This window comes from Mumia xiangluensis, assembly GCF_010994095.1.
Taxonomy (GTDB): Bacteria; Actinomycetota; Actinomycetes; order Propionibacteriales; family Nocardioidaceae; genus Mumia; species Mumia xiangluensis.
Window position 1 is genome coordinate 380,037 of record NZ_WJYO01000004.1, and the last position, 23,973, is coordinate 404,009.

24 protein-coding genes are annotated in these 23,973 nt (G+C 70.7%); 13 read left to right on the top strand and 11 right to left on the bottom strand.

The genetic code is table 11. From position 1 onward, the window contains the following. Nucleotides 1-94: 94 nt before the first annotated feature. A complete protein-coding gene (locus GH747_RS14880; RefSeq protein WP_149770374.1) occupies nucleotides 95-553 on the top strand; it encodes a helix-turn-helix domain-containing protein in 459 nt (152 codons plus the stop codon). Next, the gene (locus GH747_RS14885; protein ID WP_149770375.1) at nucleotides 546-1,604 is read left to right on the top strand and encodes a serine/threonine-protein kinase; all 1,059 of its coding nucleotides are present in this window, start codon (nucleotides 546-548) and stop codon (nucleotides 1,602-1,604) included. The genes GH747_RS14880 and GH747_RS14885 overlap by 8 nt, the downstream gene beginning before the upstream one ends. A 53-nt stretch (nucleotides 1,605-1,657) precedes the next feature. Here GH747_RS14885 and GH747_RS14890 read toward each other — a convergent pair whose 3' ends face one another. Continuing rightward, complete coding sequence (locus GH747_RS14890; protein WP_149770376.1) at nucleotides 1,658-3,655, bottom strand: vWA domain-containing protein; 1,998 nt, start codon at nucleotides 3,653-3,655, stop codon at nucleotides 1,658-1,660. 359 nt (nucleotides 3,656-4,014) lie between these two features. Here GH747_RS14890 and GH747_RS14895 point away from each other — a divergent pair, with 359 nt between their 5' ends. After that, nucleotides 4,015-5,166 (top strand): glycosyltransferase family 4 protein, encoded by a 1,152-nt coding sequence (locus tag GH747_RS14895; protein WP_149770377.1) that lies wholly within the window; start codon nucleotides 4,015-4,017, stop codon nucleotides 5,164-5,166. A gap of 58 nt (nucleotides 5,167-5,224) precedes the next feature. Continuing rightward, complete coding sequence (locus GH747_RS14900; RefSeq protein WP_149770378.1) at nucleotides 5,225-6,394, top strand: acyl-CoA dehydrogenase family protein; 1,170 nt, start codon at nucleotides 5,225-5,227, stop codon at nucleotides 6,392-6,394. Between the two features lie 32 nt (nucleotides 6,395-6,426). Here GH747_RS14900 and GH747_RS14905 read toward each other — a convergent pair whose 3' ends face one another. Then, the gene (locus GH747_RS14905) at nucleotides 6,427-6,885 is read right to left on the bottom strand and encodes a nucleoside deaminase (RefSeq protein WP_149770379.1); all 459 of its coding nucleotides are present in this window, start codon (nucleotides 6,883-6,885) and stop codon (nucleotides 6,427-6,429) included. A gap of 110 nt (nucleotides 6,886-6,995) precedes the next feature. Here GH747_RS14905 and GH747_RS14910 point away from each other — a divergent pair, with 110 nt between their 5' ends. Then, nucleotides 6,996-7,418 (top strand): GNAT family N-acetyltransferase, encoded by a 423-nt coding sequence (locus tag GH747_RS14910; RefSeq protein ID WP_149770380.1) that lies wholly within the window; start codon nucleotides 6,996-6,998, stop codon nucleotides 7,416-7,418. Nucleotides 7,419-7,428: 10 nt separating this feature from the next. Then, on the top strand, nucleotides 7,429-8,907 hold the full coding sequence (locus GH747_RS14915) for an HNH endonuclease (RefSeq protein WP_163695661.1): 1,479 nt from the start codon (nucleotides 7,429-7,431) through the stop codon (nucleotides 8,905-8,907). Nucleotides 8,908-8,920: 13 nt separating this feature from the next. On the opposite strand, the gene GH747_RS14920 is transcribed toward GH747_RS14915, so the two are convergent. From GH747_RS14920 to GH747_RS14940, 5 genes are all read right to left on the bottom strand, one after another. Further along, entirely contained in the window at nucleotides 8,921-9,517 is a 597-nt protein-coding gene (locus GH747_RS14920; RefSeq protein WP_205602971.1) for a Maf family protein, read from the bottom strand. A 25-nt stretch (nucleotides 9,518-9,542) separates the two neighbouring features. Further along, complete coding sequence (locus GH747_RS14925) at nucleotides 9,543-10,106, bottom strand: hypothetical protein (protein WP_149770382.1); 564 nt, start codon at nucleotides 10,104-10,106, stop codon at nucleotides 9,543-9,545. 125 nt (nucleotides 10,107-10,231) lie between these two features. Beyond that, the gene (locus GH747_RS14930; RefSeq protein WP_149770383.1) at nucleotides 10,232-10,909 is read right to left on the bottom strand and encodes a hypothetical protein; all 678 of its coding nucleotides are present in this window, start codon (nucleotides 10,907-10,909) and stop codon (nucleotides 10,232-10,234) included. An 11-nt stretch (nucleotides 10,910-10,920) separates the two neighbouring features. After that, nucleotides 10,921-11,166, bottom strand: coding sequence for an acyl-CoA carboxylase epsilon subunit (locus GH747_RS14935; RefSeq protein ID WP_149770384.1), 246 nt, complete (start codon nucleotides 11,164-11,166; stop codon nucleotides 10,921-10,923). Further along, nucleotides 11,163-12,776 (bottom strand): acyl-CoA carboxylase subunit beta, encoded by a 1,614-nt coding sequence (locus GH747_RS14940; RefSeq protein ID WP_228552940.1) that lies wholly within the window; start codon nucleotides 12,774-12,776, stop codon nucleotides 11,163-11,165. Before GH747_RS14940 ends, GH747_RS14935 begins: the two co-directional genes overlap by 4 nt. Nucleotides 12,777-12,843: 67 nt before the next feature. Here GH747_RS14940 and GH747_RS14945 point away from each other — a divergent pair, with 67 nt between their 5' ends. Genes GH747_RS14945 through GH747_RS14955 form a run of 3 tightly spaced genes read left to right on the top strand, consistent with a single transcriptional unit; the run spans nucleotide 12,844 to nucleotide 15,160 of the window. Beyond that, on the top strand, nucleotides 12,844-13,671 hold the full coding sequence (locus GH747_RS14945) for a biotin--[acetyl-CoA-carboxylase] ligase (protein WP_149770386.1): 828 nt from the start codon (nucleotides 12,844-12,846) through the stop codon (nucleotides 13,669-13,671). 12 nt (nucleotides 13,672-13,683) lie between these two features. Then, a complete protein-coding gene (locus GH747_RS14950; RefSeq protein ID WP_149770387.1) occupies nucleotides 13,684-14,184 on the top strand; it encodes a PH domain-containing protein in 501 nt (166 codons plus the stop codon). A 1-nt stretch (nucleotide 14,185) separates the two neighbouring features. Beyond that, a complete protein-coding gene (locus GH747_RS14955) occupies nucleotides 14,186-15,160 on the top strand; it encodes an adenylate/guanylate cyclase domain-containing protein (RefSeq protein WP_149770388.1) in 975 nt (324 codons plus the stop codon). Between the two features lie 9 nt (nucleotides 15,161-15,169). On the opposite strand, the gene GH747_RS14960 is transcribed toward GH747_RS14955, so the two are convergent. Next, nucleotides 15,170-15,802, bottom strand: a complete 633-nt coding sequence (locus GH747_RS14960; protein WP_149770389.1) for a hypothetical protein — start codon at nucleotides 15,800-15,802, stop codon at nucleotides 15,170-15,172. A gap of 73 nt (nucleotides 15,803-15,875) precedes the next feature. Between GH747_RS14960 and GH747_RS14965 the strand changes: the two genes are divergently transcribed. The 3 genes from GH747_RS14965 to GH747_RS14975 all read left to right on the top strand — a co-directional run bounded on the left by GH747_RS14965 (nucleotide 15,876) and on the right by GH747_RS14975 (nucleotide 18,730). Continuing rightward, nucleotides 15,876-17,057, top strand: a complete 1,182-nt coding sequence (locus GH747_RS14965) for a 5-(carboxyamino)imidazole ribonucleotide synthase (RefSeq protein WP_228552941.1) — start codon at nucleotides 15,876-15,878, stop codon at nucleotides 17,055-17,057. Beyond that, complete coding sequence (gene purE / locus GH747_RS14970) at nucleotides 17,050-17,553, top strand: 5-(carboxyamino)imidazole ribonucleotide mutase (protein WP_149770390.1); 504 nt, start codon at nucleotides 17,050-17,052, stop codon at nucleotides 17,551-17,553. The genes GH747_RS14965 and purE overlap by 8 nt, the downstream gene beginning before the upstream one ends. Before the next feature lie 175 nt (nucleotides 17,554-17,728). After that, entirely contained in the window at nucleotides 17,729-18,730 is a 1,002-nt protein-coding gene (locus GH747_RS14975) for an esterase/lipase family protein (RefSeq protein WP_149770391.1), read from the top strand. Here GH747_RS14975 and GH747_RS14980 read toward each other — a convergent pair. Further along, nucleotides 18,727-19,368 (bottom strand): pyridoxamine 5'-phosphate oxidase family protein, encoded by a 642-nt coding sequence (locus GH747_RS14980; RefSeq protein ID WP_149770392.1) that lies wholly within the window; start codon nucleotides 19,366-19,368, stop codon nucleotides 18,727-18,729. The two genes, GH747_RS14975 and GH747_RS14980, sit on opposite strands and share 4 nt — an antisense overlap. 73 nt (nucleotides 19,369-19,441) lie before the next feature. Between GH747_RS14980 and GH747_RS14985 the strand changes: the two genes are divergently transcribed. Beyond that, entirely contained in the window at nucleotides 19,442-20,611 is a 1,170-nt protein-coding gene (locus tag GH747_RS14985) for an acyl-CoA dehydrogenase family protein (protein WP_149770515.1), read from the top strand. Between the two features lie 94 nt (nucleotides 20,612-20,705). Here the strand turns inward: GH747_RS14985 and GH747_RS14990 are convergent, their stop codons facing one another. Continuing rightward, a complete protein-coding gene (locus GH747_RS14990; RefSeq protein ID WP_149770393.1) occupies nucleotides 20,706-22,535 on the bottom strand; it encodes a hypothetical protein in 1,830 nt (609 codons plus the stop codon). Between the two features lie 91 nt (nucleotides 22,536-22,626). Next, the gene (locus GH747_RS14995) at nucleotides 22,627-23,889 is read right to left on the bottom strand and encodes an LCP family protein (RefSeq protein ID WP_149770394.1); all 1,263 of its coding nucleotides are present in this window, start codon (nucleotides 23,887-23,889) and stop codon (nucleotides 22,627-22,629) included. Between the last annotated feature and the right edge of the window lie 84 nt (nucleotides 23,890-23,973).

Here is a 23,973-nt window from a genome sequence, read left to right on the forward strand (position 1 = left end):
GGTGCTCCTCGATGTGCCTGGGGCTGCCCGTCGAGTCTAGAGCGGGGGGTGATCGGCCCCGACGGGTGTCCGCCACCCGGCTAGGGTTCGGTGCATGAGCGCTCCCGATGCCGAGGCCAACCGGCAGGCCCAGGCGGCGTTGTACGGCGAGCCGCTCGGTGTCATCGTGCGCCGCTGCGCCGACACCCTCGGTCTGACGCAGGCCCGGGTCGCCGACACGCTCGGGATCTCGGCGCCCATGCTCTCGCAGCTGGTCAACGGTCACCGCGTCAAGATCGGCAACCCGGCCGCCGTGGCCCGGCTGCAAGCCATGTACGCCGCGGCGCAGGCGGTGGCGTCGGGGCAGGTGTCACGGGCTGAGGCCGTCGAGTCCCTCGCGTCGGAGGAGGGCGCTGCGGTGGTGACGTCGAGGACGACCGCCGACTCGGGTGCCGTGCGTGCGCTGTTCCGGGCCGAGGCGACAGCAGCCGAGTACGAGGACGCCGCTGCGCTGGTCTCCGACGTCCACCCCCGGATCGCCGCGCTGCTGCGAAGGTACGGCGCGGATGGGTGAGGTCTTCGCGGGCCGGTACGAGCTCATGGAGCCGATCGGCGCCGGTGGCATGGGCACCGTGTGGCTGGTGCACGACCGGCGCGAGGACGTCGTACGCGCCGCGAAGCTCGTACGGCAGGTCGACGCGGCGCTGCTGCTGCGGTTCGTGCGCGAGCTGAGCACCCGCGTCGAGCACCCCCACACGGTGCGCCCGCTCGGCTGGGCGGGCGAGGACGACACGGTGCTGTTCACCATGGACGTCGTCCGGGGAGGCTCGGTGCACGACCTTCTCGAGGACTTCGGCACGCTGCCGGTGCCGTGGGCAGCGTGCCTGCTCGACCAGCTGCTCGACGCGCTGGGCGCGGTGCACGGGGCCGGCATCCTGCACCGTGACGTCAAGCCCGCGAACCTGCTGCTCGAGCCGACGGGTCGTGGTCGCCCGTACCTGAGGTTGAGCGACTTCGGCGTCGCAGCGCCGCTGCACGAGCCGAGGATGACCGCGCCGGCGATGGTGCTCGGGACCCGCGGATACCGCGCACCCGAGAGCCTCGTCGGTGCCGACCTCCACCCGACCCAGGACCTGTACGGCGTCGGCGTGGTGCTCGCCGAGATGCTCTCCGGGCAGCGGCCCGAGGAGGGGTCACCCCTCGCGCCGGCCCCTCCGGCGGGGGTCGACGGCCGGCTGTGGCGACTCGCCCTCGGGTTGACCGACCCCGATCCGCGCCGCCGCCCGCAGTCCGCCGCCGACGCGCGGGGCTATCTGCGGAGCACGGGTCTGGTCCCGCCGGAAGGGGTCGCGCCCGACGACGGCGGTGCAGACATCGAGGTGTTCGTGCACGTGACGGTGCCTGGGGACGAGCCGGCCGCTGTGTCCCCGGTCGAGCCTGCGCCCGCGCCGGTCGAGCCAGCGCCCGCGCCGGTCGAGCCGGCCGCTGCTTCCCCGGTCGAGCCTGCGCCCGCGCCGGTCGAGCCCGCGGCGTCGTCCCGCCCCCGCCTCGCGGCAGCAGGCTTCGCCGCGATCGGGCTCGGCATCGCGCTCCTCGTCGTCACGGCCGTCCTGCTCCTGGGCTGAACCAGCAGCGGCGGACCCGAGACGTGTGGCTCGGATCCACCGCCGACGTGGGGCTACCAGCCGCTCGGCCCACCGCCGTTCCACGGCTGCTGCGGGGGCTGCGGAGCAGCCGGCTGCTTCGGCCTGCGGGCGAGCAGTACGGCGGCCGCGCCGCCGGCGACCAGCAGCAGACCGAACCCGCCGACACCGAGGGCGAGCCACGGGGGGCCACCGTCGGAGCTGCGGGAGGCCGCCGCCACGTCGTCGCTGCCCGGGCCGTCGGCGTCCCCGTCAGCCGGGTCGCCGCCCGCTGCGGGAGGTGCACCCACCGTGTCGGCCTCGGGCGCGACCGCGTCGCCGCCCTCGGCGTACGCCGGCTCCTCCTGGGCCTCGCCGAACACCTGCATCGTGAGGTCGTAGGTGATCACGGCGGCGTCGTTGGCGGCGTTGGTGAACCCGACGTCGATGTAGGTGTAGCCGGCGAGCGCCGAGGCCTTGACGTCCGTCTTCACGTCGGCGCGGTTCGCGTACGCCGCCGGCACGGTCATCGAACCACGGCGCCAGTGCTTGTCGTCCTCGATCCACATGTTCCCGAAGGGGATGGTCGCCCGCCAGTCCTTCGGGGCGATGGCGAACAGGTCGACGTCGGTGTCGGTCCGGGTGGGGCCGATGGTCCGGACGTCGAAGCCGCTGTGGACCCCGGCGCCGTCGTACGCCGCCTTCGGGAGGTCGGCGTCGATCTGCGCCTGGACGTTCTGGCCCCACGACAGCGGGACGGCCAGCATCTGGTGCTCGCCCGATCGGATGGTGAACCGGTACGTCCCGGGCTCGATCACGGCGGCGCTCCCGAAGCCGGTGCCGGGGACGACTCCGGCGGTCGGAGTCCCCGGCTCCATGTCCTGCCACGTCGGGACCTGGGCAGCGGGGGAGAGCTGAGCATCCGCGCCCTTGGTCAGCGGCGGCTCCTCGTACACGACGAGCTCCACAGGCGCGCCGGCGAGCGAGCTGTCGACCGAGATCTTGACGCCGAGATAGAGCTCCTCGCCGTCCTGGCACGTGGGCAGCGCGGACGACGACCAGCTGTTGACGCTTCCGCTGACCAGGTGGGCGCCGCCGATCGCGGTCTCGAAGGCTGAGCCGGTGTTGCACGACGTCGTCAGGTCGTCGCCGTCGAGCTGGAGCACGAGTCCGCTTCCGAGGCTGTCGCCGGGGGTTCGGGTCGTCGCGCCGACGTGGATCGTCGACCCGGGGATGGTGCGCGGGATCTTGTAGAAGGCCACGGTGTCCTTCGCCGGGACCTTGTCGAGCCACTGTCCGACGCCGATCTCCGGTGCGTTGTTGCGGGACGCGGTGCCTTGCACGGGCGTGCCGGTGAAGTCGAACGGGCGGAACGCCCGCGTGGAGGTGACCTCCAGGCGCTCAGTGAGGTCGGCCGCCGAGTCGGCGTCGTAGTACGTCCCGTGGCCGGCGTCGGCGATGCACCGCAGCTCTTTGCGTGTCTTGGCATCGACGGAGAGGCCGACGACGTCGATCTTGAGGTCGATGCCGTCCTGCGACAGGTCCCGCGCCACCCTGCACGGGTCGGGGTCGCAGGTGGACTCCCCGTCCGACACGAGCACGATCGTGCGCTTGCCCTCGGTGCCGAGATCCTTGCCGGCCTGCTGGAGCGCGTACCCGATCGGGGTCTCGCCGAGGGGCTTGTAGTCCCCGACCGCGCTCGTGAGCGCGTCGCGGTTGTCGGTGCCGGGCTCGACGACCTGCTGGGAGTCCGTGCAGGCGCCCTTGCCCGTGTCGACGGTCGCGCCGTACACGCGCATCCCGACGACCGCCTCGTCCGGAAGCGTCTCGACCACGTTGGTGAGGGCGGTGCGGGCGGCCGCGATCTTGGTGCCTCCGCCCTTCGCCGGCTCGGCCATCGAGCCCGAGGCGTCGAGGACGAGCTGGAGCTTCTGCGGCGCGTCGTCGCCGTCGGCTGCCGCGGGGAGAGGGATGAAGAGGAGCGCAGAGATGACCAGCGGGGCGGCGGCTGCCGCGACGACGCGGGGGAGGCGTGACGAGGAGCTCGAGAGCACGAGGGAGGTCCTTTCAGTTTGCTTTCGCAAACATCATGATTTGCGATCGCAAATGTGTCAACTCGTCCGGCTGGAGAACACCCTAGGCAGTTCGTCGCGACCGGACCGCGGCGGGACTGCGTGCTAGTGTCGAAGTACCTGCAGGTGCCGACGACGGGGTGCTGCAGGTTCTTGATTTCCGAGGGCTTCGTCCACGTCTCGACCCGGGTCGCGGGTCACGGGCGTGATGCTCTCTCCTCATGTGTAGGGCCGACGACGAGCGGGCACGTCCACCAGGGCGTCGCCTCCCGCCGACCCGCGGCCGCGGTCCTCTCGTCCGCCACCCGATCTGAGCTCGTCGCACACAGAGGGTGGTACGCATGATCTCGTTCATCTGGTCCCCGGGGAACCGGTTGCCTGCAGGCACCGGCGGTTCCGAGAACTACACCGTCGGACAGGTTCGTGAGCTGAACCGCCGTGGCGTCGCCGCGCAGGTCGTCACCATCGGCCTCGGGGTCGACGACGGGCGCGAGGGGTTCACCGACCTCCCCTTCCTGTCGCTCGCGACGCTCGCCGAGGTCGGAGGACTCGATGGGACGGTGGTGTTCGTCAACGAGCCGCACGTCGTCGCCACGAAGGAGCCAGCGTTCCTCATCCTGCACAACCCGCCGCCGATCCGTGCGCACGAGCGGGCGTTCGCGGTGGACGGGACGCGCGACCGTACGCTCATCGCGACGAGCCGGTACGCCGCCACGACGTGGGCGCGCTTCCTCGACGTCGACGTCGCGACCATCAGCGTCGTGTACCCGTTCGCGGAGCCGTGCTTCGCTGACGTGCCGCGCGTCGAGAGCGCGGACGGGACGACCCGAGTCCTGTACGCGGGACGGCTGAGTCCCGAGAAGGGGGTCTACACCCTCCTCTCGATGCTCCACATCGACGTCATCGACGCCGACACCGACCTGCTGTTCACCGCGACCGCAGCGGGCTCGGACAAGCCGCAGGGGCGGATCATCGAGCAGATGCTCGGCGTGCATCCCGGCATCTCCGTGGTGCCGAGCTGCACGACGCCGGAGTCCATGGCCGCGCTGATGGCTGCGCACGACGTGGTGGTGATGCCGTCCAACAGCCAGTACTGGCACGAGACCTTCGGCATCGTCTCCATCGAGGCCCAGCACGCCGGTTGCCGGGTGGTCGCGTCGGACGACGGCGGCCTGCCCGAGACCGACTGCGGGGGCGTGATGCTCGTCGCGCCCGACGATGCCGAGGCGCTCGCCTGGGGACTCCGGGAGGCGGTCGGGAGCGGACCTCTCCCGCCCGAGACCCGGCGGGAGGCCGGTGCGATGTTCACCGTCGCCCAGTCCGTGGACGCGCTGCTCGAGGTCTTCGCCCGGCCGCGCCCGATCTCGCCGGCCACGATCGTCCGCCAGCTCGAGGAGCTCATCGCTGCGCCAGCCGCAGAGGCGGTGCGCCCCGTGCCGCCACGCGTCGAGCCGCGAGGCTCGACGAGCGCTCCGGCGACGATGCGGACGTGAGGCGTCGAGTCCGAAGCACTCCTGGGCGCAGACGTTAACGACTGTTAACATCGCCGGTATGGCGTACAGCACTCTCTCTCCCGAGCACGAGGCCTTCCGCAAGGTCGTCCGCGACTTCGCCCAGGCCGAGGTCGCCCCGCGCGTCGCGCAGTGGGACCGCGACCATCACTTTCCGGTCGATCTCGTCGCGAAGATGGGGGAGCTCGGCCTGTTCGGGCTGACCGCGCCCGAGGAGTACGGCGGCTCGGGGGGCGACTTCACCAGCCTGTGCGTCGCGATCGAGGAGCTGGGTCGCGTCGACCAGTCGATCGGCATCACCCTCGAGGCCGCCGTCGGCCTTGGCATCAACCCCATCCTGACCTTCGGCAACGACGCGCAGAAGGCGCAGTGGCTCCCCGACCTCGTGGCCGGACAGGCCCTCGCAGGCTTCGGGCTCACCGAGCCTGGCGCGGGCTCGGACGCCGGCGCGACGGCGACCAAGGCGGTGCTCGCGGACGGCGAGTGGGTCGTCGACGGCGCTAAGCAGTTCATCACCAACTCCGGCTCGTCGATCACGTCGGTGGTGACGGTGACAGCGCGTACGGGTGTGCGGGACGGCGGCCGTCCGGAGATCTCCACGATCATGATCCCTTCGGGGACGCCGGGCTTCGTGGCCGAGGCCGCGTACGACAAGCTCGGCTGGCACATCTCCGACACCCATCCGCTGTCCTTCACCGGCTGCCGCGTGCCGGAGGAGAACCTCCTCGGTGAGCGTGGCCGCGGCTACGCTCAGTTCCTCGCGACGCTCGACGACGGCCGCATCGCCATCGCCGCGCTCGCGGTCGGGTGCATCGAGGCGTGCCTCGACCTCGCCCGCGAGTACGCGCTCGACCGGCAGACGTTCGGCGGGCCGATCGGACGCAAGCAAGGGGTCGCCTTCCAGATCGCCGACCTCGCCGTCGCCGCACGCGCGGCGCGCGCCCTGACGTACGAGGCAGCCGCGATGAAGGACGCCGGCGTCGGGGGGCAGGAGCTCAAGCAGGCGGCGTCGATCGCCAAGCTGTACGCGACCGAGCAGGCGGTGACGGCGACACGGATCGCGACCCAGGTCTTCGGTGGGTACGGCTTCATGGAGGAGTACCCGGTCGCGCGGTTCTACCGCGACGCGAAGATCCTCGAGATCGGCGAGGGGACGTCCGAGGTGCAGCGCATGCTCATCGCGCGGGGGCTCGGACTCCCGGTCGAGTAGGCGTGTGCGGGTCTGGCAGGCCTCCTCGCCTGTCAGGCCTCCTCGCCGATGTCCTCCGCCCACAGTGCCGGGCGTTCGCGCAGCATGCGCTCCATCAGCGCGACGCACTCCGGGTCGTCGACGACGTCGACGGTGGTGCCGTGGGACCGTAGCCATTCCTCGGACGCCTCGAAGGTCCGGTTCTCACCGACGACGATCCGCGGGATCTCGTACAGGAGTGCCGTGCCGGCGCACATGAAGCACGGTGACAGCGTCGTGTAGAGCGTGCTCGCGCGATAGACCGTGGCGGGGAGGCGCCCGGCGTTCTCGATGCAGTCGGTCTCGCCGTGGCGGATCGCGCTGCCCATCTGGACCCGTCGGTTGCGCCCGACCGCGAGCACCTGGCCGTCGTGAACGAGAGCGGCCCCGATCGGCACGCCGCCCTCGCTCCAGCCGATCCGCGCCTGCTCGATCGCGAGGTCGAGGAAACGCCGGTCGTCGGCCCCGTCCATGTCTGATCTCCTTGCTCCGGGTGTCCATTGTGCGGTGGTAGAACGGCCGTTGTGGCATCGTCGCGCCCAGTCTGCATCGAGCGGACGGCGACGAGCGGGAGGAGCTCGACGTGGCGGACCTGTCGATCAGGCCGGCAAGACAGCACGAGGCGACAGCGCTGATCGCGTTCTGGGAGGCGGCGGGCGAGAACGACGCGCGTCCGGTGGACACCGAGGATGCGGTCCGGCGTCTGATGGCGCGGGATGCGGAGGCTCTGGTGGTCGCCGAGCGTGCCGAGGAGATCGTCGGGTCGCTGATCGTGGGGTGGGACGGCTGGCGGTTCCACCTCTACCGGCTCGCGGTCGGCCCCGAGGCGCGTCGGAGCGGGGTGGCGCGGCGGCTCGTGGCGCATGCCCAGGAGCGCGCGCGTGAGGTCGGAGCCGGACGGATCGACGCGATGGTGCTCGAGGGAAACGCGCTCGGTGCGGCGTTCTGGGAATCGTGCGGGTTTCATGTGCAGGAGGACTGGCGCCGGTGGGTGCACCCGCTCTAGAATAGAACACATGTTCGACGACGGTTTGTTGGATGCGGTGGAGGTGGCGCTGGAGGCGTTCGCCGCCCAGCCAGCCGCGCTGGCGTCGGAGGCGCAGACGTGCGAGATGCTGCGCCGGTTGACGGCGCTCCAGGACCGTGTCGGCGGGCTGTTGCCGGGGTGGTTCGACCAGCTCCAGACCTCGGGCGCGTACGAGTCCGAGGGTGCCCCGACGGCGCCGGCGTGGGCGCGTCGCGAGCTGCGTTGGGACGTGGTGCAGACCCGGGCCGCGGTCGCGGCCGGGGCGACGATGCGGATCCTGCCGCAGGTCGGTGCCGCCTACCAGGCCGGTGAGATCCGCCGTGATCATCTGGACGCGTTCACGCTCGGGGTGAAGAAGGCCGGCGCGGAGGTGGTGGCCGCGGCCGAGGACGTGATGCTGGATGTGGCGTTGACGTGCGAGCCGGCCGAGCTGCGTGCGGTGTTGAAGGAGCTGGAGGAAGCCGTCCATCCTGAGGGGCCGGACCGGTCCTGGTTGGGTGGGATGGACAAGCATGACGTGTCGGTTACCCGGGTCGGCGACGGGTTCCATCTGCAGGGCTACCTCGACATCGTCACCGGCACCCGGTTCGAGACCTGGCTGGCCGCCGCGTCGGCGCCACGGGACGCCGACGACGAACGGACCGCAGCCCAGCGGCGGCTGGACGCGGTCGGGGACCTGACCGCGTCGGTGCTGGCGCACGGGATGCCGACCCAACGCGGGGTGCAGCCGCAGCTGAACGTGCTGGTCGAGGCCGAGTGGCTGGCCAAGGCGCCGGGGGCCGCACCGCCGCAGCTGGCCGGGTGGGGGGTGATCGGCCCGCAGCTGTTCGACTACCTGACCTGTGACGCCGACCGGACCGCGATCCTCCTCGACGGGGTCACCGGTGGTCCGACACCGCAAGCGGCGGTGTTGAACGTGGGTGGGGCGTTGCGGCTGGCGAACCGCAAGCAGCGCCGGGCGGTGCATGCCCGCCAAGGTGGCCGGTGTGCGAACCCCGGCTGTGGCGGCAGTGTGCTGGAGCTGCATCACGTGGTCTGGTGGGAACACGGCGGACCGACCGATCTGGACAACCTGGTCGGGATCTGCCCACGCTGTCACCAGAGCGTGCACGCCGGCAGGCTCACCGTCGATGCCGACGGTCAGGGCGGGTTCGTGTTCTCCCGCCACCTCGCCGGCAGCACGCTGTTCCTCGACGACGAACACCGCCAGACACGCCACCGGCTGCGGCAATGGCTACGGCGGATGCGCAACGAACGCGACACCCCGACCCACACCCGCCCGACGCCACCCGAGACAGCGCCACCCGAGACAGCACCACCCGAGACAGCACCACCGGAGACGGAGCCACCCGAGATGGCTCCGCCATGGGATGGGTCGCCCGCTGGCACACCACCGGACGCGAAGGTGCTCCCGAGTCCAGCACGCCCACTCGAGCTGGCGTGGTGGCAACCCGGTATGGCTGCCTGACCCGCACCACCGATCAGGCGGGAGCCCAGAGGTTGGTCCACCGGACGCCGAGTCCGGCCAGCATGCTGCGCACGAGCGGGAGCGAGAGTCCGACGACGTTGTGGTGGTCGCCTTCGATCCGCTCGACGAAGGCCCCACCGAGCCCGTCGATCGTGAAAGCGCCCGCGACCTGCAGCGGCTCACCGGTCTCGACGTACGCTTCGATCTCGGCATCGCTCACGTCGGCGAAGAAGACGGTCGTCGCGGCGTCCTCGCTGATCTCACGCTCGCCGATCCGGATGCAGTGGCCGGTGTGGAGGACCCCGGAGCGCCCACGCATCCGCTGCCAGCGTTCGACCGCTGTTGCGGGATCCGACGGCTTCCCGAGGACCTCACCCTCGAACGCCAGCACGGAGTCGCACCCGATGACCAGTGCCTCGTCGTCCTTCAGTCGGTGCGCGACCGCCCTCGCCTTCATGCGCGCCAGCTCTGTCGCGACCACCACCGGGTCGTCAGAGACGATCACCGACTCGTCGACACCGGAGACGACCACCTCGGGCGAGATGCCGGCCGCGCGCAGGGTCGCAAGGCGGGCGGGGGACTGGGACGCGAGGACGACACGAGAGGGCACCACGAGCGTCAGCGTAGGCGAGGCGTCACCTGTACGGCTGGTCCGTGCGCGGATCACAGTGCACGACGTCGAAACGGTCGTCGGTATGCAGCTCGTCGATCAGGGCCTGCGGGCCGCCGATCCCCGTCCACGGCAGGTCGATCTCCGTCGCGAAGCACCAGGCGCGGTCAGCCGGCCACAGCAGGTTCGGGCTGTTGATCCAGCCGTGGACCGGATGCCCGCCCCAGTGCCCTGCCTCGGCGAGCGGGCCCTCGAAGACCAGGTACGCACGTGCGGACTCACGGCCGCCGATCAGCAACCGCCTACCGCTGTCGAGCTGTTCCTCGTCCCACCGGCAGAAGTAGGCGTGGTCCGGGGTCGTCGTGTGCCGCGCGAGGACCTCGCACAAGGAGGCCAGCAGCGCCTCCCCGAGGTCACCCTCGACGTTCAGCGCCGCCTGCTCCTCGTCGTCGTCCGGATCGAGCGGATGGAGCAGCCGGACGTACGCGTCGAACCCTGGGGCGCCGAGACTCACGACGTCGAAGCCAGCGGAGTCCGCCGCAGCGAGCCAGTCGGCGGGCCCGAGGTCGGTGAGCGGACGGAGGGTCATGTCTCAGGTCTAGCCGGAGCAGGGCGGGGGGCGCCACTGCATTCGTGGCGGCTGGGCATTCGTGGCAGCGCTGCATGCGTGGCGGCACTGCATGCGTGGCGCGATCAGACGGGCCGGGCCACCGTTCAGGCGTACGGATGGACCGGGACGGTCTCGAAGCGGGCGTCAGAGTGCAGCGCGTCGATGAGCGCCTGGGTTCCACCGACGCCGAGCCGCCATTCGTCGTCCGCGTCCTCGTCGACGTCGGCGGCCACGCACCACGCGTGGTCCGCGGGCCAGAAGAGGTTGGGGATCCCCTCTCCGATGCCGCCGGGATGCCGCGGATCGGCTCCCCAGTCGCCGGCGTCCGACAGCGCTCCGCCGAACAGCAGGTAGGCGCGCTCGGGGAGTCGGCGGTCTCCGACCTTGACTCTGGGCCCGTTCAGAACGCTGGGCGGAAACGCAGCCGGGTAGCGCTCCTCTGGCAACGAGCTCAGCAGCCGCCGCGCGCGCTCCTCACGCGTCCCGCCGAGCGGGTCGGTGTCCAGCCGGGGGTCGTCCGGGTCGATCGCGTACGAGGAGCGGCCACCGTCGAGCGTGCCGTACCCGTCCCAGAGGCAGAAGTGGGCATCGTCCGGCGTCGTCGTGTGGCGCGCGAGCACCCCGCACAGCGCGCGGAGCAGCTGGTCGTCGTCATCGGTGCGGACCAGTCGAAGGTAGGCGTCGAAGCCCGGCGGTCCGAACGTCACCAGGTCGAACCACGGCGCGTCCGCCGACGTGATCCAGTCCGCCGGACCGACGTCGGACAGCGGCCGCAGGCTCATGTGCAGGCGTTCTAGCGCGGGAACGCCGACCGGCGCCACCCATTGCTGCCGTGGCTGTGGACCGGGCGTACGGCGAGGGCTGGGTCGCCCCATGCCGAGCGGCGCCGCGGTGCACCCGACGACGCGGCGGCAACAGCAGCGGCAGCTCCGCGCGCAGCGACGACCGCGACGAGGGCCGCGAGCTCCTCCGCCGTCGGGTCGCCCTTGACCACGCGGAGGAGAGGGGCGGACTCCGGGGCGGTGCCGTCGGTGCTCACAGCGGGATGTTCCCGTGCTTCTTGGGCGGCAGCGTCTCGCGCTTGCTGCGCAGCAGGCGGAGCGCCCGGACGATCTCGACACGGGTCTCGTGCGGCTGGACGACCTGGTCGACGTAGCCGCGCTCGGCCGCGATGTAGGGGTTGGCGAGCGTCTGCTCGTACTCGTCGATCAGCTCGACGCGCTTCGCCTCGGGATCATCGGCGGCCGCCAGCGTCTTGCGGTGCAGGATGTTGACCGCACCCTGGGCGCCCATCACGGCGATCTGCGCGGTCGGCCAGGCGATGTTGAGGTCGGCACCGAGGTGCTTGGAGCCCATGACGTCGTACGCGCCGCCGTACGCCTTGCGCGTGATGACGGTGACCAGCGGGACGGTCGCCTCGGCGTAGGCGTAGATGAGCTTGGCGCCACGACGGATGATGCCGGTCCACTCCTGGTCGGTGCCCGGGAGGAAGCCCGGCACGTCCACGAACGTCAGCACCGGGACGTTGAAGGCGTCGCAGGTACGGACGAAGCGGGCCGCCTTCTCCGAGGCGTCGATGTCGAGCGTGCCGGCGAACTGCATCGGCTGGTTCGCGACGATGCCGACCGAACGGCCCTCGACCCGGCCGAAGCCGATGAGGATGTTCGGCGCGAACAGCGGCTGCACCTCGAGGAACTCACCGTCGTCGACGATCGACTCGATCACCGTGTGCATGTCGTACGGCTGGTTCGGAGAGTCGGGGATCAGCGTGTCGAGCGCGAGGTCGACGTCGCTGAAGTCGAGGTCCGCACCCTCGTCGTACGAAGGAGCGTCCTCCATGTTGTTCTGGGGGAGGTACGAGAGCAGCGCCTTGACGTACTCGATCGCGTCCTCCTCGTCGGCGCCCATGTAGTGGGCGTTGCCCGACTTGGTGTTGTGCGCGCGGGCGCCGCCGAGCTCCTCCATGGTCACGTCCTCGCCGGTGACCGTCTTGATGACGTCCGGGCCGGTGATGAACATGTTGGAGGTGCCGTCGACCATGACCGTGAAGTCGGTGACCGCGGGGGAGTAGACGTGGCCGCCCGCGCAGGAGCCCATGATCAGGCTGATCTGCGGGATCACGCCGGAGGCGTGGACGTTGCGGCGGAAGATCTCGCCGTACAGGCCGAGCGAGACGACACCCTCCTGGATGCGCGCACCCGCCCCCTCGTTGATGCCGACGATCGGGGATCCGGTCTTGATCGCGAGGTCCATGATCTTGGTGATCTTCTCGCCGTAGACCTCGCCGAGCGATCCGCCGAAGACCGTGAAGTCCTGGGAGAACACGCAGACCTGGCGGCCGTCGACCGTGCCGTAGCCGGTGATGACGCCATCGCCGTACGGGCGGTTCTTCTCCAGCCCGAAGGCGGTGCTGCGGTGCCGGGCGAGCTCGTCGATCTCGACGAACGAACCCTCGTCGAACAGCATCTCGATCCGCTCGCGGGCGGTCTGGCGGCCCTTGGCGTGCTGCTTCTCGATCGCCTTCGCCGACCCGGCGTGGACGGCCTCGTCGAGACGTCGATCGAGGTCGGCGAGCTTGCCGGCCGTCGTGTGCGTGTCGATCTGCCCATTCGCCGGCGTCGCTGACTCGGGTGCCACTGCTTCACTCACGCGCTCAGGGTAACCGCACCCCTGCAACGGACCGACCGGGGTCGCAGATCGTGGGACAGTGGGCCCTATGAGCGACCAGCCTGACTCACCCCTTGTCCGACGCCCGCTCGACGCCGCTGGCTTGGAGCAGGCCCTCATCCGACCGAGCTCGTGGTGGCAGGACGTCCGTGTGACGCACGAGTCCCCGAGCACCAACGCCGAGCTGGCGGCCCTCGCCCGGGCAGGCCTGCCCGAGGGCACGCTCGTCACCACCGACCACCAGACCGCGGGGCGCGGCCGCCTCGACCGGACGTGGGAGATGCCGCGCTACTCGGCGGTGGCGGTCTCGATCCTCGTCCGTCCGCCGGTCGACGCCCAGCGATGGACGTGGCTCCCGCTGCTGACCGGTACGGCGGTGGTCGCCGCCGTCCGCCAGGCCGGCGTCGAAGCCAGGCTGAAGTGGCCGAACGACGTGGTCGTGGACGATCGCAAGCTCGCCGGCATCCTCGTCGAGCGCGTCGACACCCCCACCGGCCCGGCAGCGGTCGTCGGGTGCGGCATCAACGTGTCGGTCACACCCGAGGAGATCGGTGTCCCGAACGCCACGTCCCTCACGCACGAGGGGTCGCCGACCGCCGAGCGCACCGGCCTGGTCAGCGAGTACGCCCGCGCGTTCGAGGCCGTGTACGCCGCGTGGGTCCGCGCGGACGGCGACGCCGACCGCGGTCTGCGTGCGTCGTACGAGCACATCTGCTCCACCGTCGGGCGCGAGGTCTCGGTGGAGTTCCCGGACGGCACCCGCCTCGAAGGGACGGCCGTCGGCATCGACGCGCAGGGGCGGCTCGAGGTCTCGACGGGTGGCGAGGTGTCCGTGGTCAGCGCTGGAGACATCACCCATCTGCGCCCACGGACGTGACACCATGACCCCGTGACAGTCTCCAAGAAGCTGCTGATCGAGGACGAGCGCGAGATCCTGACGGTGCGCACGCACGTCAAGGCACTGTTCGGCTCCGTCCTCGTCCTCGTCCTCGCGGCAGGTGCCGGCGGGTACGGCGCCGCGGTCACCGACGGCGTGGTGCGCACGGTCGTGATCGTGGTGGCGCTGGTCGTCATCGTCTGGTGGGCGGTGCTGCCCTTCCTGCGGTGGTTCACCTGGACCTACACGGTCACCAACAGGCGCCTGATCGAGCAGAAGGGCCTCCTGACGAGGACCGGTCGCATCATCCCGCTGACCCGCATCAACGACGTCTCGTACGAGAAGCACCTCACGGACCGCATCCTCGGCTGCGGGACGCTCATCGTCCACGACGCGAGCGAGCAGGCAGGACTGCAGATCCGCGACGTCCCGAACGTCGAGGACGTGCACCGGCGGCTGACGACGCTCGTGTTCGAGGCGCACCACCCGGCGACGAACGACGAGCAGATCTGACGTGTCCGACGACCTCTCCCGCGCCATCCTCGGTGCGGAACCCACCTTCACCTCCGAGGAGGTCGCGGCTGCCGCCGGCGTCACCTACGAGGAGGCGCGCCGGCTGTGGCGGGCGCTCGGGTTCCCCGACGCGCTCGACGCCAAGGCCTTCGTGCCTGCGGATGTCGACGCGCTCAAGATGGTGCAGGCGGTGCTCCGCTCCGGTGCGATCGACGACGACACGGTCGTGCGGCTCACCCGGGCGCTCGGCACCACGATGTCGCGCCTCGCCGACTGGCAGGTCTCGACGCTCGCGGAGGCCCTGGAGGGACGCACTTCCGACGACGGCGGGCGCATCCCCTGGTCGACGGGCGCCGGCACGGTCGCGCAGACGATGGGGCCGGTGTTCGAGCGGCTCCTCGTCTACGCGTGGCGCCGACACCTCGCGGCGTCCGCGATCCGCGCCGAGGCGCTCGCCGCCGATGAGGAGGACGTGCTCCGGATGGTCGTCACGGTCGGGTTCGCCGATCTCGTGGCGTTCACCAAGCTGTCCAACGGCCTCGACGACGACGGCCTCGCCGACCTCGTCGAGGAGTTCGAGACACGGTGCATCGACGTCGTCACCGAGGGTGGCGGGCGTCCGATCAAGACGCTGGGGGACTCCGTCCTGTACGTCGCGGAGTCGCCGGAGGTCGCGACCGACATCGCGTTCGCGATCGTCGCGGAGATCGGCGGCGACCGGAGCCTTCCCGACGTACGCGTCGGCCTCGGCACCGGCCCTGTCATCTCGCGGCTCGGGGACGTGTACGGCCCCCCGGTGAACCTCGCCGCCCGGCTGACCGCTGTCGCTCGACGCAACCGCGTGATCATCGACGACACGACCGCTGCAGGCCTGAGCGACCGGTTCGAGACACGGGCGATGGCCCAGCGGAACCTGCGTGGCTTCGGCAACGTCGCGCCGCTCACCGTGCGCCACCGCTGGTCGTACAACGGCTGACGTGGCGCGTCAGCCCCTGCAGACGTAGACGTCCTGAGCGGCGAGCGTGCCGCGGAAGGTGCGTGCGTACGGGTTGGTCGACCGCTGCGTGTGCTTGAAGAAGTAGCGAGGGACCCGCACCGTGCCGGGGCCCGTCGGATCGTCGACCCGGTGGTAGCGAGCGACGACCTTGCGGGTCCAGCGAGCCTTCGTGGTGCCCGCGAGACACGGCGTTGCGCGCCGTGCCGTCGACGCGTACGCGTTGGTGACCGTGCTGCCGGCCGCCTTCCCTCGGTAGCCTGCGACCACCAGCGGCACCGCGCCGAGGGCGGCCGCCGGAGCGGCCGACGGGTCGCGGAGGACGGCGAACGTCAGCCCCCGGGTCCTCGCCGTACGGATCCGCCAGCGGACCTTGCCGTCCCGGACCTTCTTCGGCTTGCCCTCCCAGCCGTGGTCGGAGCCGCGGATCCAGCGGGCGGGCTGCACCGTGCATCCCTCGCACCCGGGCATCTTCAGGGTGACCAGGGTCCGCGCGGCACGCGCGCCGTGGTCCGGTGCTGCGTACGTCGTGCCGGCAGCCGGGAGGCCGGCTGCCAGCAGCGCCGCCGACAGGAGGGCAGAGGCCGTGGCCCCTGCCCTGCGTGTGCGTCGTCGGTGTCCCATCGTGTGCCCCCTCCGTGAGGTACGTCGACGGTACGCCCGACGAGGGGTCACGGCAGCGCCGTACGATGTGTCCGTGCAGAGCCCCATCGACAGCCCTGTGCTCGCGATCATCGGCGGCGGCCAGCTCGCCCGGATGATGGAGCAGTCCGCAGTCTCTCTCGCGGTGCCGGTGAGGCTCCTCGCCGAGGGCCCGGAGGTGAGCGCGGCCCAGGTCAACCCGACGACCACGGTCGGCGACTACCGCGACCTCGAGACGCTGCGTGCCGTCGCGGCCGACTGCGCCGTGGTGACCTTCGACCACGAGCACGTCCCGCCGGAGCACCTGCGGACCCTCGACGCGGAGGGTCACGCCTGCCGCCCGGGTCCGCACGCGCTCCTGTACGCCCAGGACAAGCTCGAGATGCGTGAGGTGCTCACCGGGCTCGGCGCCCCGTGCCCTCGGTGGGCGCCCGTCGCCACCCCGGCGGACCTCGATGCGTTCGCGGCGGACGGCGACGGCTACCCGGTGGTCGTGAAGACGACCCGCGGCGGCTACGACGGCAAGGGCGTGTGGGTCGTCGACGACGCCGACCAGGCCGCTGACGCCTTCGCCTCCGGCGTCCCGCTGATCGCCGAGGAGCTCGTCGCGTTCCGTCGCGAGCTCTCCGCGCTCGTCGCGCGCTCGGCGTCGGGGCAGGTCGCCGCGTACCCCGTCGTCGAGTCGCGGCAGGAGAACGGCATCTGCCGCGAGGTCATCGCCCCCGCTCCCGACCTCGCGCCGGAGCGGGCGGCCGAGGCCGAGATGCTCGCGATGAGGATCGCCGGCGAGCTGGACGTGGTCGGCATCCTCGCGGTCGAGCTGTTCGAGACCGCCGACGGCCGCATCCTGGTCAACGAGCTCGCGATGCGGCCCCACAACACCGGCCACTGGACGATGGACGGCGCCGGCACGAGCCAGTTCGAGAACCACCTCCGCGCCGTCCTCGACCTGCCGCTCGGATCGCCGCAGGCGCGCGCCCCGTACACGGTGATGGTCAACATCCTCGGCGGCGAGGTCGGCCGGCTGTACGACGCGTACCCGCACGTGATGGCCCGCGACCCCGGGCTCAAGGTGCACCTGTACGGCAAGTCGGTGAAGCCGGGGCGCAAGGTCGGGCACGTCAACGTCTACGGCGACGACCTCGACGACCTGCTGGAGCGGGCACGACACGCCGCGGCCTGGTTCGAGGGGCGGCTGGACGACGAGATCGAGGGCGAGGGAGCGACGCATGAGTGAGTCACCGCAGGTCGGCATCGTGATGGGGTCGGACTCCGACTGGCCGACGATGAAGGCCGCCGCCGAGGCCCTGGAGGAGTTCGGTGTCCCGTACGAGGCGGACGTGGTCTCGGCCCACCGGATGCCCGACGAGATGATCGCGTACGGCCGTGACGCGCGCGGTCGTGGTCTCCGCGTGATCGTCGCCGGAGCCGGGGGAGCGGCTCACCTGCCAGGCATGCTGGCGTCGGTGACGCCGCTGCCGGTGATCGGCGTCCCGGTCGCCTTGAAGTACCTCGACGGCATGGACTCGCTGCTGTCGATCGTCCAGATGCCGGCCGGGGTGCCGGTGGCGACGGTCGCGGTGGGCAACGCCCGCAACGCCGGCCTCCTCGCCGTACGCATCCTCGCAGCGTCCGACCCGGCGCTCGCCGACGCGATGGTGGCGTTTCAGGAACGCCTGGCGGACGCGGCGCGGGCCAAGGGTGCCGCCGTCAGGGGTGCCGCCACCTCCTGAGCGATGCCTTGCTGGTCGAGGCGCGCCGCCGGAGCCATCGATGTAACGGTAAGTGACAACGCGTATTGCAGTGTGATGCGCGACACAGTATTCTCCCGTCCGACGCCCCTTCCCTCGGCGCTCGGTCACCCGGCCGTGCCGGCGTCACCCCGTACGACGCTCGAGGTGACGACCCGTGAAAAAGCTCGCTCGACTCCTTGCCGTGGCGGCTGCCACGATCCTGGCGCTGACCGCCGTCCCCGGACCTGCCGACGCCGCGTGGGTCAATCCGTTCCCGCGCCCGATGCGCTTCGCTCCGCTCGGCGAGGACTCGTCGTTCCCGGCGGCCTTCGCGAGGTCGCTCATCGACGCCGACCGCAACCCGATCGGCGCCAACGTCTGGTCGTGCAAGCCGAGCAGCAAGCACCCGAACCCGGTCGTGCTGGTGCACGGCACGTGGGAGAACGCCTACAACAACTGGAACGGCCTCTCGCCGGTGCTGAAGGACCAGGGTTACTGCGTGTACGCCCTCAACTACGGCAACACGACCGGCATCCCGTTCCTCAACGGCACAGGCGACATGATCGCGAGCGCGCAGGAGATCGGGCCGTTCGTCGACCGGGTGCTTGCCAGCACCGGCGCCCAGAAGGTCGACCTGATCGGCCACTCGCAGGGCGGCGCGACGGCGCGCTTCTACGCGAACAAGATCGGCGGCGCCGCCAAGGTCGGGCAGGTCATCGCGATCGCCCCCTCGAACCACCCCACCACGCTGTCCGGGATCACCGACCTCGGCAAGACGCTGCGCCTGTTCGGGTTGGCCATGGACCTGCTCGAGCTCGTCCAGATGCCGGCCGCGCAGCAGCAGGCGGACAAGAGCCCAGCACCGCAGTCGCCGTTCTACCAGCAGCTCAACGGCGCGGGAGAGACCGTCCCCGGGATCCGCTACACCGTGATCGCGACCCAGTACGACGAGGTCGTCACGCCGTGGCGCCAGGCGTTCATTGTCGGTGGCGGATCCGCCGTCGACAACATCCACCTCCAGGACGTCTGCGGGATCGACCTCTCCGAGCACCTGTCGATCACGTACTCGAAGAACGTCGCACAGATCGTCATGAACAAGCTGGAGCCCGCCAAGCAGCACCGCGTCTGGTGCTACCCCCAGGCGCCGTTCACCGGCAACATGCAGCTGATCGGCTAGTAGAGGTTCTTCGAGTAGGCCTCGCCGTAGTACGCCTCCAGGGCCTCGAGCGTCTCGTTCGGACGCTCGAGGCGCTTGGCGATCTCGGCGCGGGTCGCGAGCACCTCGGGGTGCCACGAGCTCTGGTTCCACAGCTGCGACCGCAGGAAGGCCTTCGCGCAGTGGAAGAACACCTCGTCGATCGCGACCTCGAGCGCCAGGATCGGGCGGTGGCCCTTGACGACCAGGTCGTCGAAGTAGGGCGCGTCGGAGACGATCCGGGCGCGGCCGTTGATGCGCAGCGTGTCGCCGCGACCGGGGACCACGAACAGCAGTCCCGCGTGCGGGTTCTCGAGGACGTTGAGGAACCCGTCGACCCGCTTGTTGCCGGGGCGCTCGGGGATCGCGACGGTGGTCCGGTCGACGACGTAGCCGATCCCGCCCGGGTCGCCCTTGGGGGAGACGTCGACACGGCCGCTCGCGTCCGAGGTCGCCACGAGGCAGAACGGCGACGCACCCAGCCACGCGACGTGGTCGTCGGCGAGCTCGGGGAGGACCTTGTCGATCACCTGCTGCAGCGGGTGACCGACGACGGCTCGGAGCTGCTCCGCGGACGTGATCTCGGTGACGGAGGCGGGGGACGGGACGGTCGCGGTCATGGCACCAGCGTAGGGCCCTGCTGGTCGCCGGTTAACACTCATTAGCATGGGGGGCGTGACCAACGACCAGCCCATGAATGATCAGCCGATGTTCGGCCTCTCGGAAGAGCACCAAGCGATCCGCGAGGCCGTGCGCGCGGTGTGCGACGCCAAGGTGGCCCCGTTCGCCGCCGCGGTCGACGAGGAGGCGCGCTTCCCGCAGGAGGCGTACGACGCGCTGGTCGCGTCCGACTTCCACGCTCCGCACGTCGCCGAGCAGTACGGCGGTGCCGGCGCGGACGCGCTGGCCACCGTGCTCGTGATCGAAGAGGTCTCGCGCGCGTGCGTGTCGTCTTCGCTGATCCCGGCCGTCAACAAGCTGGGCAGCCTCCCGGTGATCCTGTCGGGCAGCGAGGAGCTCAAGGCGAAGTACCTCGCCCCCCTTGCGGCGGGCACGTCGATGTTCTCGTACGCGCTCTCCGAGCCTGACGCGGGCAGCGATGCCGGCGGTATGAAGACCCGCGCGGTCCGTGACGGCGACCACTGGGTCCTCAACGGCGTCAAGCGCTGGATCACCAACGCCGGCGAGTCCGACTTCTACACGGTGATGGCCGTGACCGATCCCGAGAAGCGGACGAAGGGCATCAGCGCGTTCGTCGTCGAGAAGTCCGACGAGGGTGTGTCCTTCGGTGCGCCGGAGAAGAAGCTCGGGATCAAGGGCTCGCCGACGCGAGAGGTCTACCTCGACAACGTCCGCATCCCGGCCGACCGCATGATCGGCGACGAGGGCACGGGCTTCGCGACCGCGATGCGCACGCTCGACCACACGCGCGTCACGATCGCTGCCCAGGCGGTCGGTGTGGCGCAGGGCGCACTCGACTACGCGATCGGCTACGTCAAGGAGCGCCAGCAGTTCGGCAAGGCGATCGCCGAGTTCCAGGGGCTGCAGTTCATGCTGGCCGACATGGGCATGAAGGTCGAGGCCGCCCGCCAGATCACGCACGCCGCCGCAGGGCGCAGCGAGCGCGGCGACAAGGACCTCACGTTCTTCGGTGCAGCCGCCAAGGCCTTCGCGTCCGACACGGCGATGCAGGTCACGACCGATGCCGTCCAGCTGCTCGGCGGCTACGGCTTCACGCGCGACTACCCGGTCGAGCGGATGATGCGCGACGCCAAGATCACCCAGATCTACGAGGGCACGAACCAGGTCCAGCGCATCGTGATGGCGCGCCAGCTCCTCGCCGGGATCCAGTCCGAGCTCTGAGCGCCGCTCGCTCCGTCCCCGATTTGTGGGATTTGGCAAGGAAACTGGGCCTGGATTCCTTGCCAAATCCCACGAATCGGGGACGGAGGACGGTTCAGGGGGTGAGGTCGTACTTGCTGTACGAGATCACGAACCGGTCGAGCCGCGCGGGCTTCGTGCCCTTCCACTGCACCTTGAACCGAAGCCGACCGTCGGCGCGGACCCAGCGCTCCGGGACTGCGACCTCGATATGCCGTCGACCGCGGGTGAGCGCGCGCCGCGAGAAGGTCTCCCCCCAGGGCGCGACCACCGCGATCGTGACGTCGCGGCGGTTGCCCCAGGCGCCCCGCAGCCTGATCCGCATCCGGCGATCCTTGATGCGGTCACGCGGTATTCGGACGGAGTGCACGGACGTCACCCGCCCGGCTCCCTGGCCTGTGGCCGTGCGCACGAATCGCATCGCGCCTTGCTTGCCACGCTGGACCCGGGCGTTCCGCTTCACCGCGGTCCGCTGCCACGACGAGCGAGCGGACGCCGCCACCGAGGCTTCGGCCGAGTCCGGGTATCCGCGGCGCAGGGTGAACGGGGCCGACACCGGCCCGTAGACGTCCTTCATCTCGACGCCCACACCGGTCATGATCGTGCGAATGAGCTCGATGCGGTACGTCCCTGCGGGTGCTGTCGTCGTGGGTCGGCCGCTACGGCGGATCGCTCCGTCCCACGCGATCACTGGCTGGTCCCAGCCCACGTCGCTCACCGGGTCCCCGAGCGGCTTGCCGTCGCTCGTGAGCACGCGGTAGCGGAAGCTAGTCAGCCGTGCCTCGTAGTAGTCGACCCGTGGACTCAGCTCCAGCACTCGTGGCACGTTCGTCGCGGCGACAGCCTGCGGGTAGAACACGGGGGTCTTCGGGGTGAGCCGGGTGATCGGTGCGGCGTTGCTGACGTAGAGCGTCTCGCTCTTGCGGACGGACTTGGTGAAGCCTTCGACGGCCGCGGTGGTCTCCACCTCGAACCGATACTCACCTGCCGCCAGCGGGCGACCCAGGCGCGCCCTCGGGTCGATCACGACGTGGATACCGACGTCGTGCCACGACGGCCCGTGTCGCGTTCGCCCTTGCCGGATCTCGTCGGCGCTGAACTCGTACGGACCGGCGACCGTGACGCCCCGCGCGGAGATGATCCGCCAGCGGGCCGTGACCGGAACGTCGCCGTCCAGCTCCACCTGGCTGGTCGCGGTCTCCCATAGCCCGTCACCGTTCTGACTCACCAGCATCGTGCTTGGGCCCCACAGCTCGAGGGCCGGCGCACGCCGTACGATCAGATAGGTCCCCGTTTTCACGCACGCCCCCTCGTTCAGCGGGTTGCACTGCTGCAGCCATACGTCAATGCGCGCACTCGAGACGCGCGTCAGGTCGATGTCGAGCAAGTCGCCATCGTGGACCGTCCGGCGGATGACGCCTCCGTCCACCGTCGCAGGGGAGCCGGCCAGGCCGCTGACGCGCAGCGAGACCTTCGGGACGACCGTCGGGTCGATCACCCATGATGCCAACCGTTGCGTGATGTCGAGGTCCGGCAGCAGTCCCCGCACGGGGATCGGCTCGCTGGCCGTGGTGCACGACTCCACACTCGCGGCCGAGCACGCCCGGACCTGGGCCGTGAAGCGGGCGTAGAGCCCGACGGTCGGCAGCGTGTCGCGGAAGACCCCGTCCTCGCCTGCGGCCACGGGCGTGCGCCGCACGACGTTCTGCGAGTTCACCAGCTCGAAGACCACGTACGGCGACTCCGACGTCGCCGTGAGCTCGGCCGTCCCGACGAGCAGCGCGTCCGGGGCCGGCGACGTCAGGACGGGCGGCGCCCAGTCCTCCGCCGCGCCCGCGGGAACCTGTCCCGCTCCAGACGCAACCAGCACGGCGGCCAGCACTCCGACGACACCTCGACGCACCACAGCGACTCCCGATCAGTCCAAGGCATCGCTGCCCACGCTCGCGGGCCTGAAACTAGCAGGGAACCAGCCGCGCGCGACAGTCTTCCGGACCTCAGCGCTGCAGGCCGTCCTTCGTGCAGACGGCCTTGGTGATCTTGTCGGTCTCGTCGGCCTTGATGTAGCCGAACAGCTCGAGCGCGCGCTCCTTGTCCCAGCGCACCGACGCATCGGCGATCGGGACCGTGCAGTTGTGCCCGGAGCCGCCCATCGCCGCTGAGAGGTTCCAGGCGAAGCGGCCCATCGAGATCGGCCCGACGTTGTCGCCGACCCGCAGCGACGCGGTCGCACCGTTGATCACGCCGGCGTAGCGGAACGGGTTGAGGAACGTGGACGGTGACTTCACCTCGCCGGCGATGGCGCCGAGCACCTCGCGCTGAGACTGGACGCGCTGCAGGTCCTGCGTCGCGTACGTGTGGCGCGACCGCGCGTAGCCGAGTGCCGTCGCGCCGTCGACCTCCTGGCACCCCTTCTTGAGGTTGATGCCGGCGTCCTTGTCCTTGATCTTGGACTTCGGGCAGATCTCCACGCCGCCGACGGCGTCGACCATGTTGACGAAGCCGCCGAACCCGATCTCGACGTAGTCGTCGATCCGGACGCCGGTGGTGTTCTCCAGTGTCTCGACGAGCAGCTTCGGGCCACCGTAGGCGTACGCGGCGTTGATCTTGGTCCTGCCGTGGCCCGGGATCGGAACGATCGAGTCCCGGGGGATCGAGACGAGCGTCGTCGGGCCGCTGCCGATGTGCATCATCATGATCGTGTCCGTACGACGGCCCTCGGCGTCACCGGTCGCGAGCTCCTTGCGCTGCTCCTTGGTGAGGCCCTCACGGCTGTCGGAGCCGACGAGGAGGTAGGTCGTGCCGGGCTGCTCGGCAGGGCGCTCGCCGTCGGGCGACGCGTCGACCTTCTCGATCTTGCCCCACGCCCAGATCGGCACGGCGATCAGGAAGACCAGCCACGCCGCGAGGAGGAGAGGCAAGAGCCTCCGGGGTCGCAGCCAACGTCGCCACCAGCCGCCGCCACCGCCCGAGCGCGAGCCAGCACCGCCGCCCGGGCCGCCGGGACGGCGTTCAAGAGGGCGCCGCTCATCAGGGCGCCGCTCATCTGGGAACTGCATGGGCGGCAGCGGAGGGGGAGGCTGCTGACCCGACTGGTACTGCCCCTGCCCGCTCGGCTGCGCCCAGGGGTCGCCGGCCGGCGCAGCACCGGGGTAGGGCTGCGACGCAGGGGGGCGGACTACTCGGGTGGCGTCGTCGTCAGGGCCGTACAGCCACTGGTAGTCGCCACCCTCGCCGCGGCGCGGATCGGGTTCAGGCATGCGTTCGAAGGTACCGGACGGCCGGTCCGGGCCAGCGGAGTCTTCGGCGCGTCGCCGCCGTACGGCCGTGGCCGCTGGTGATAC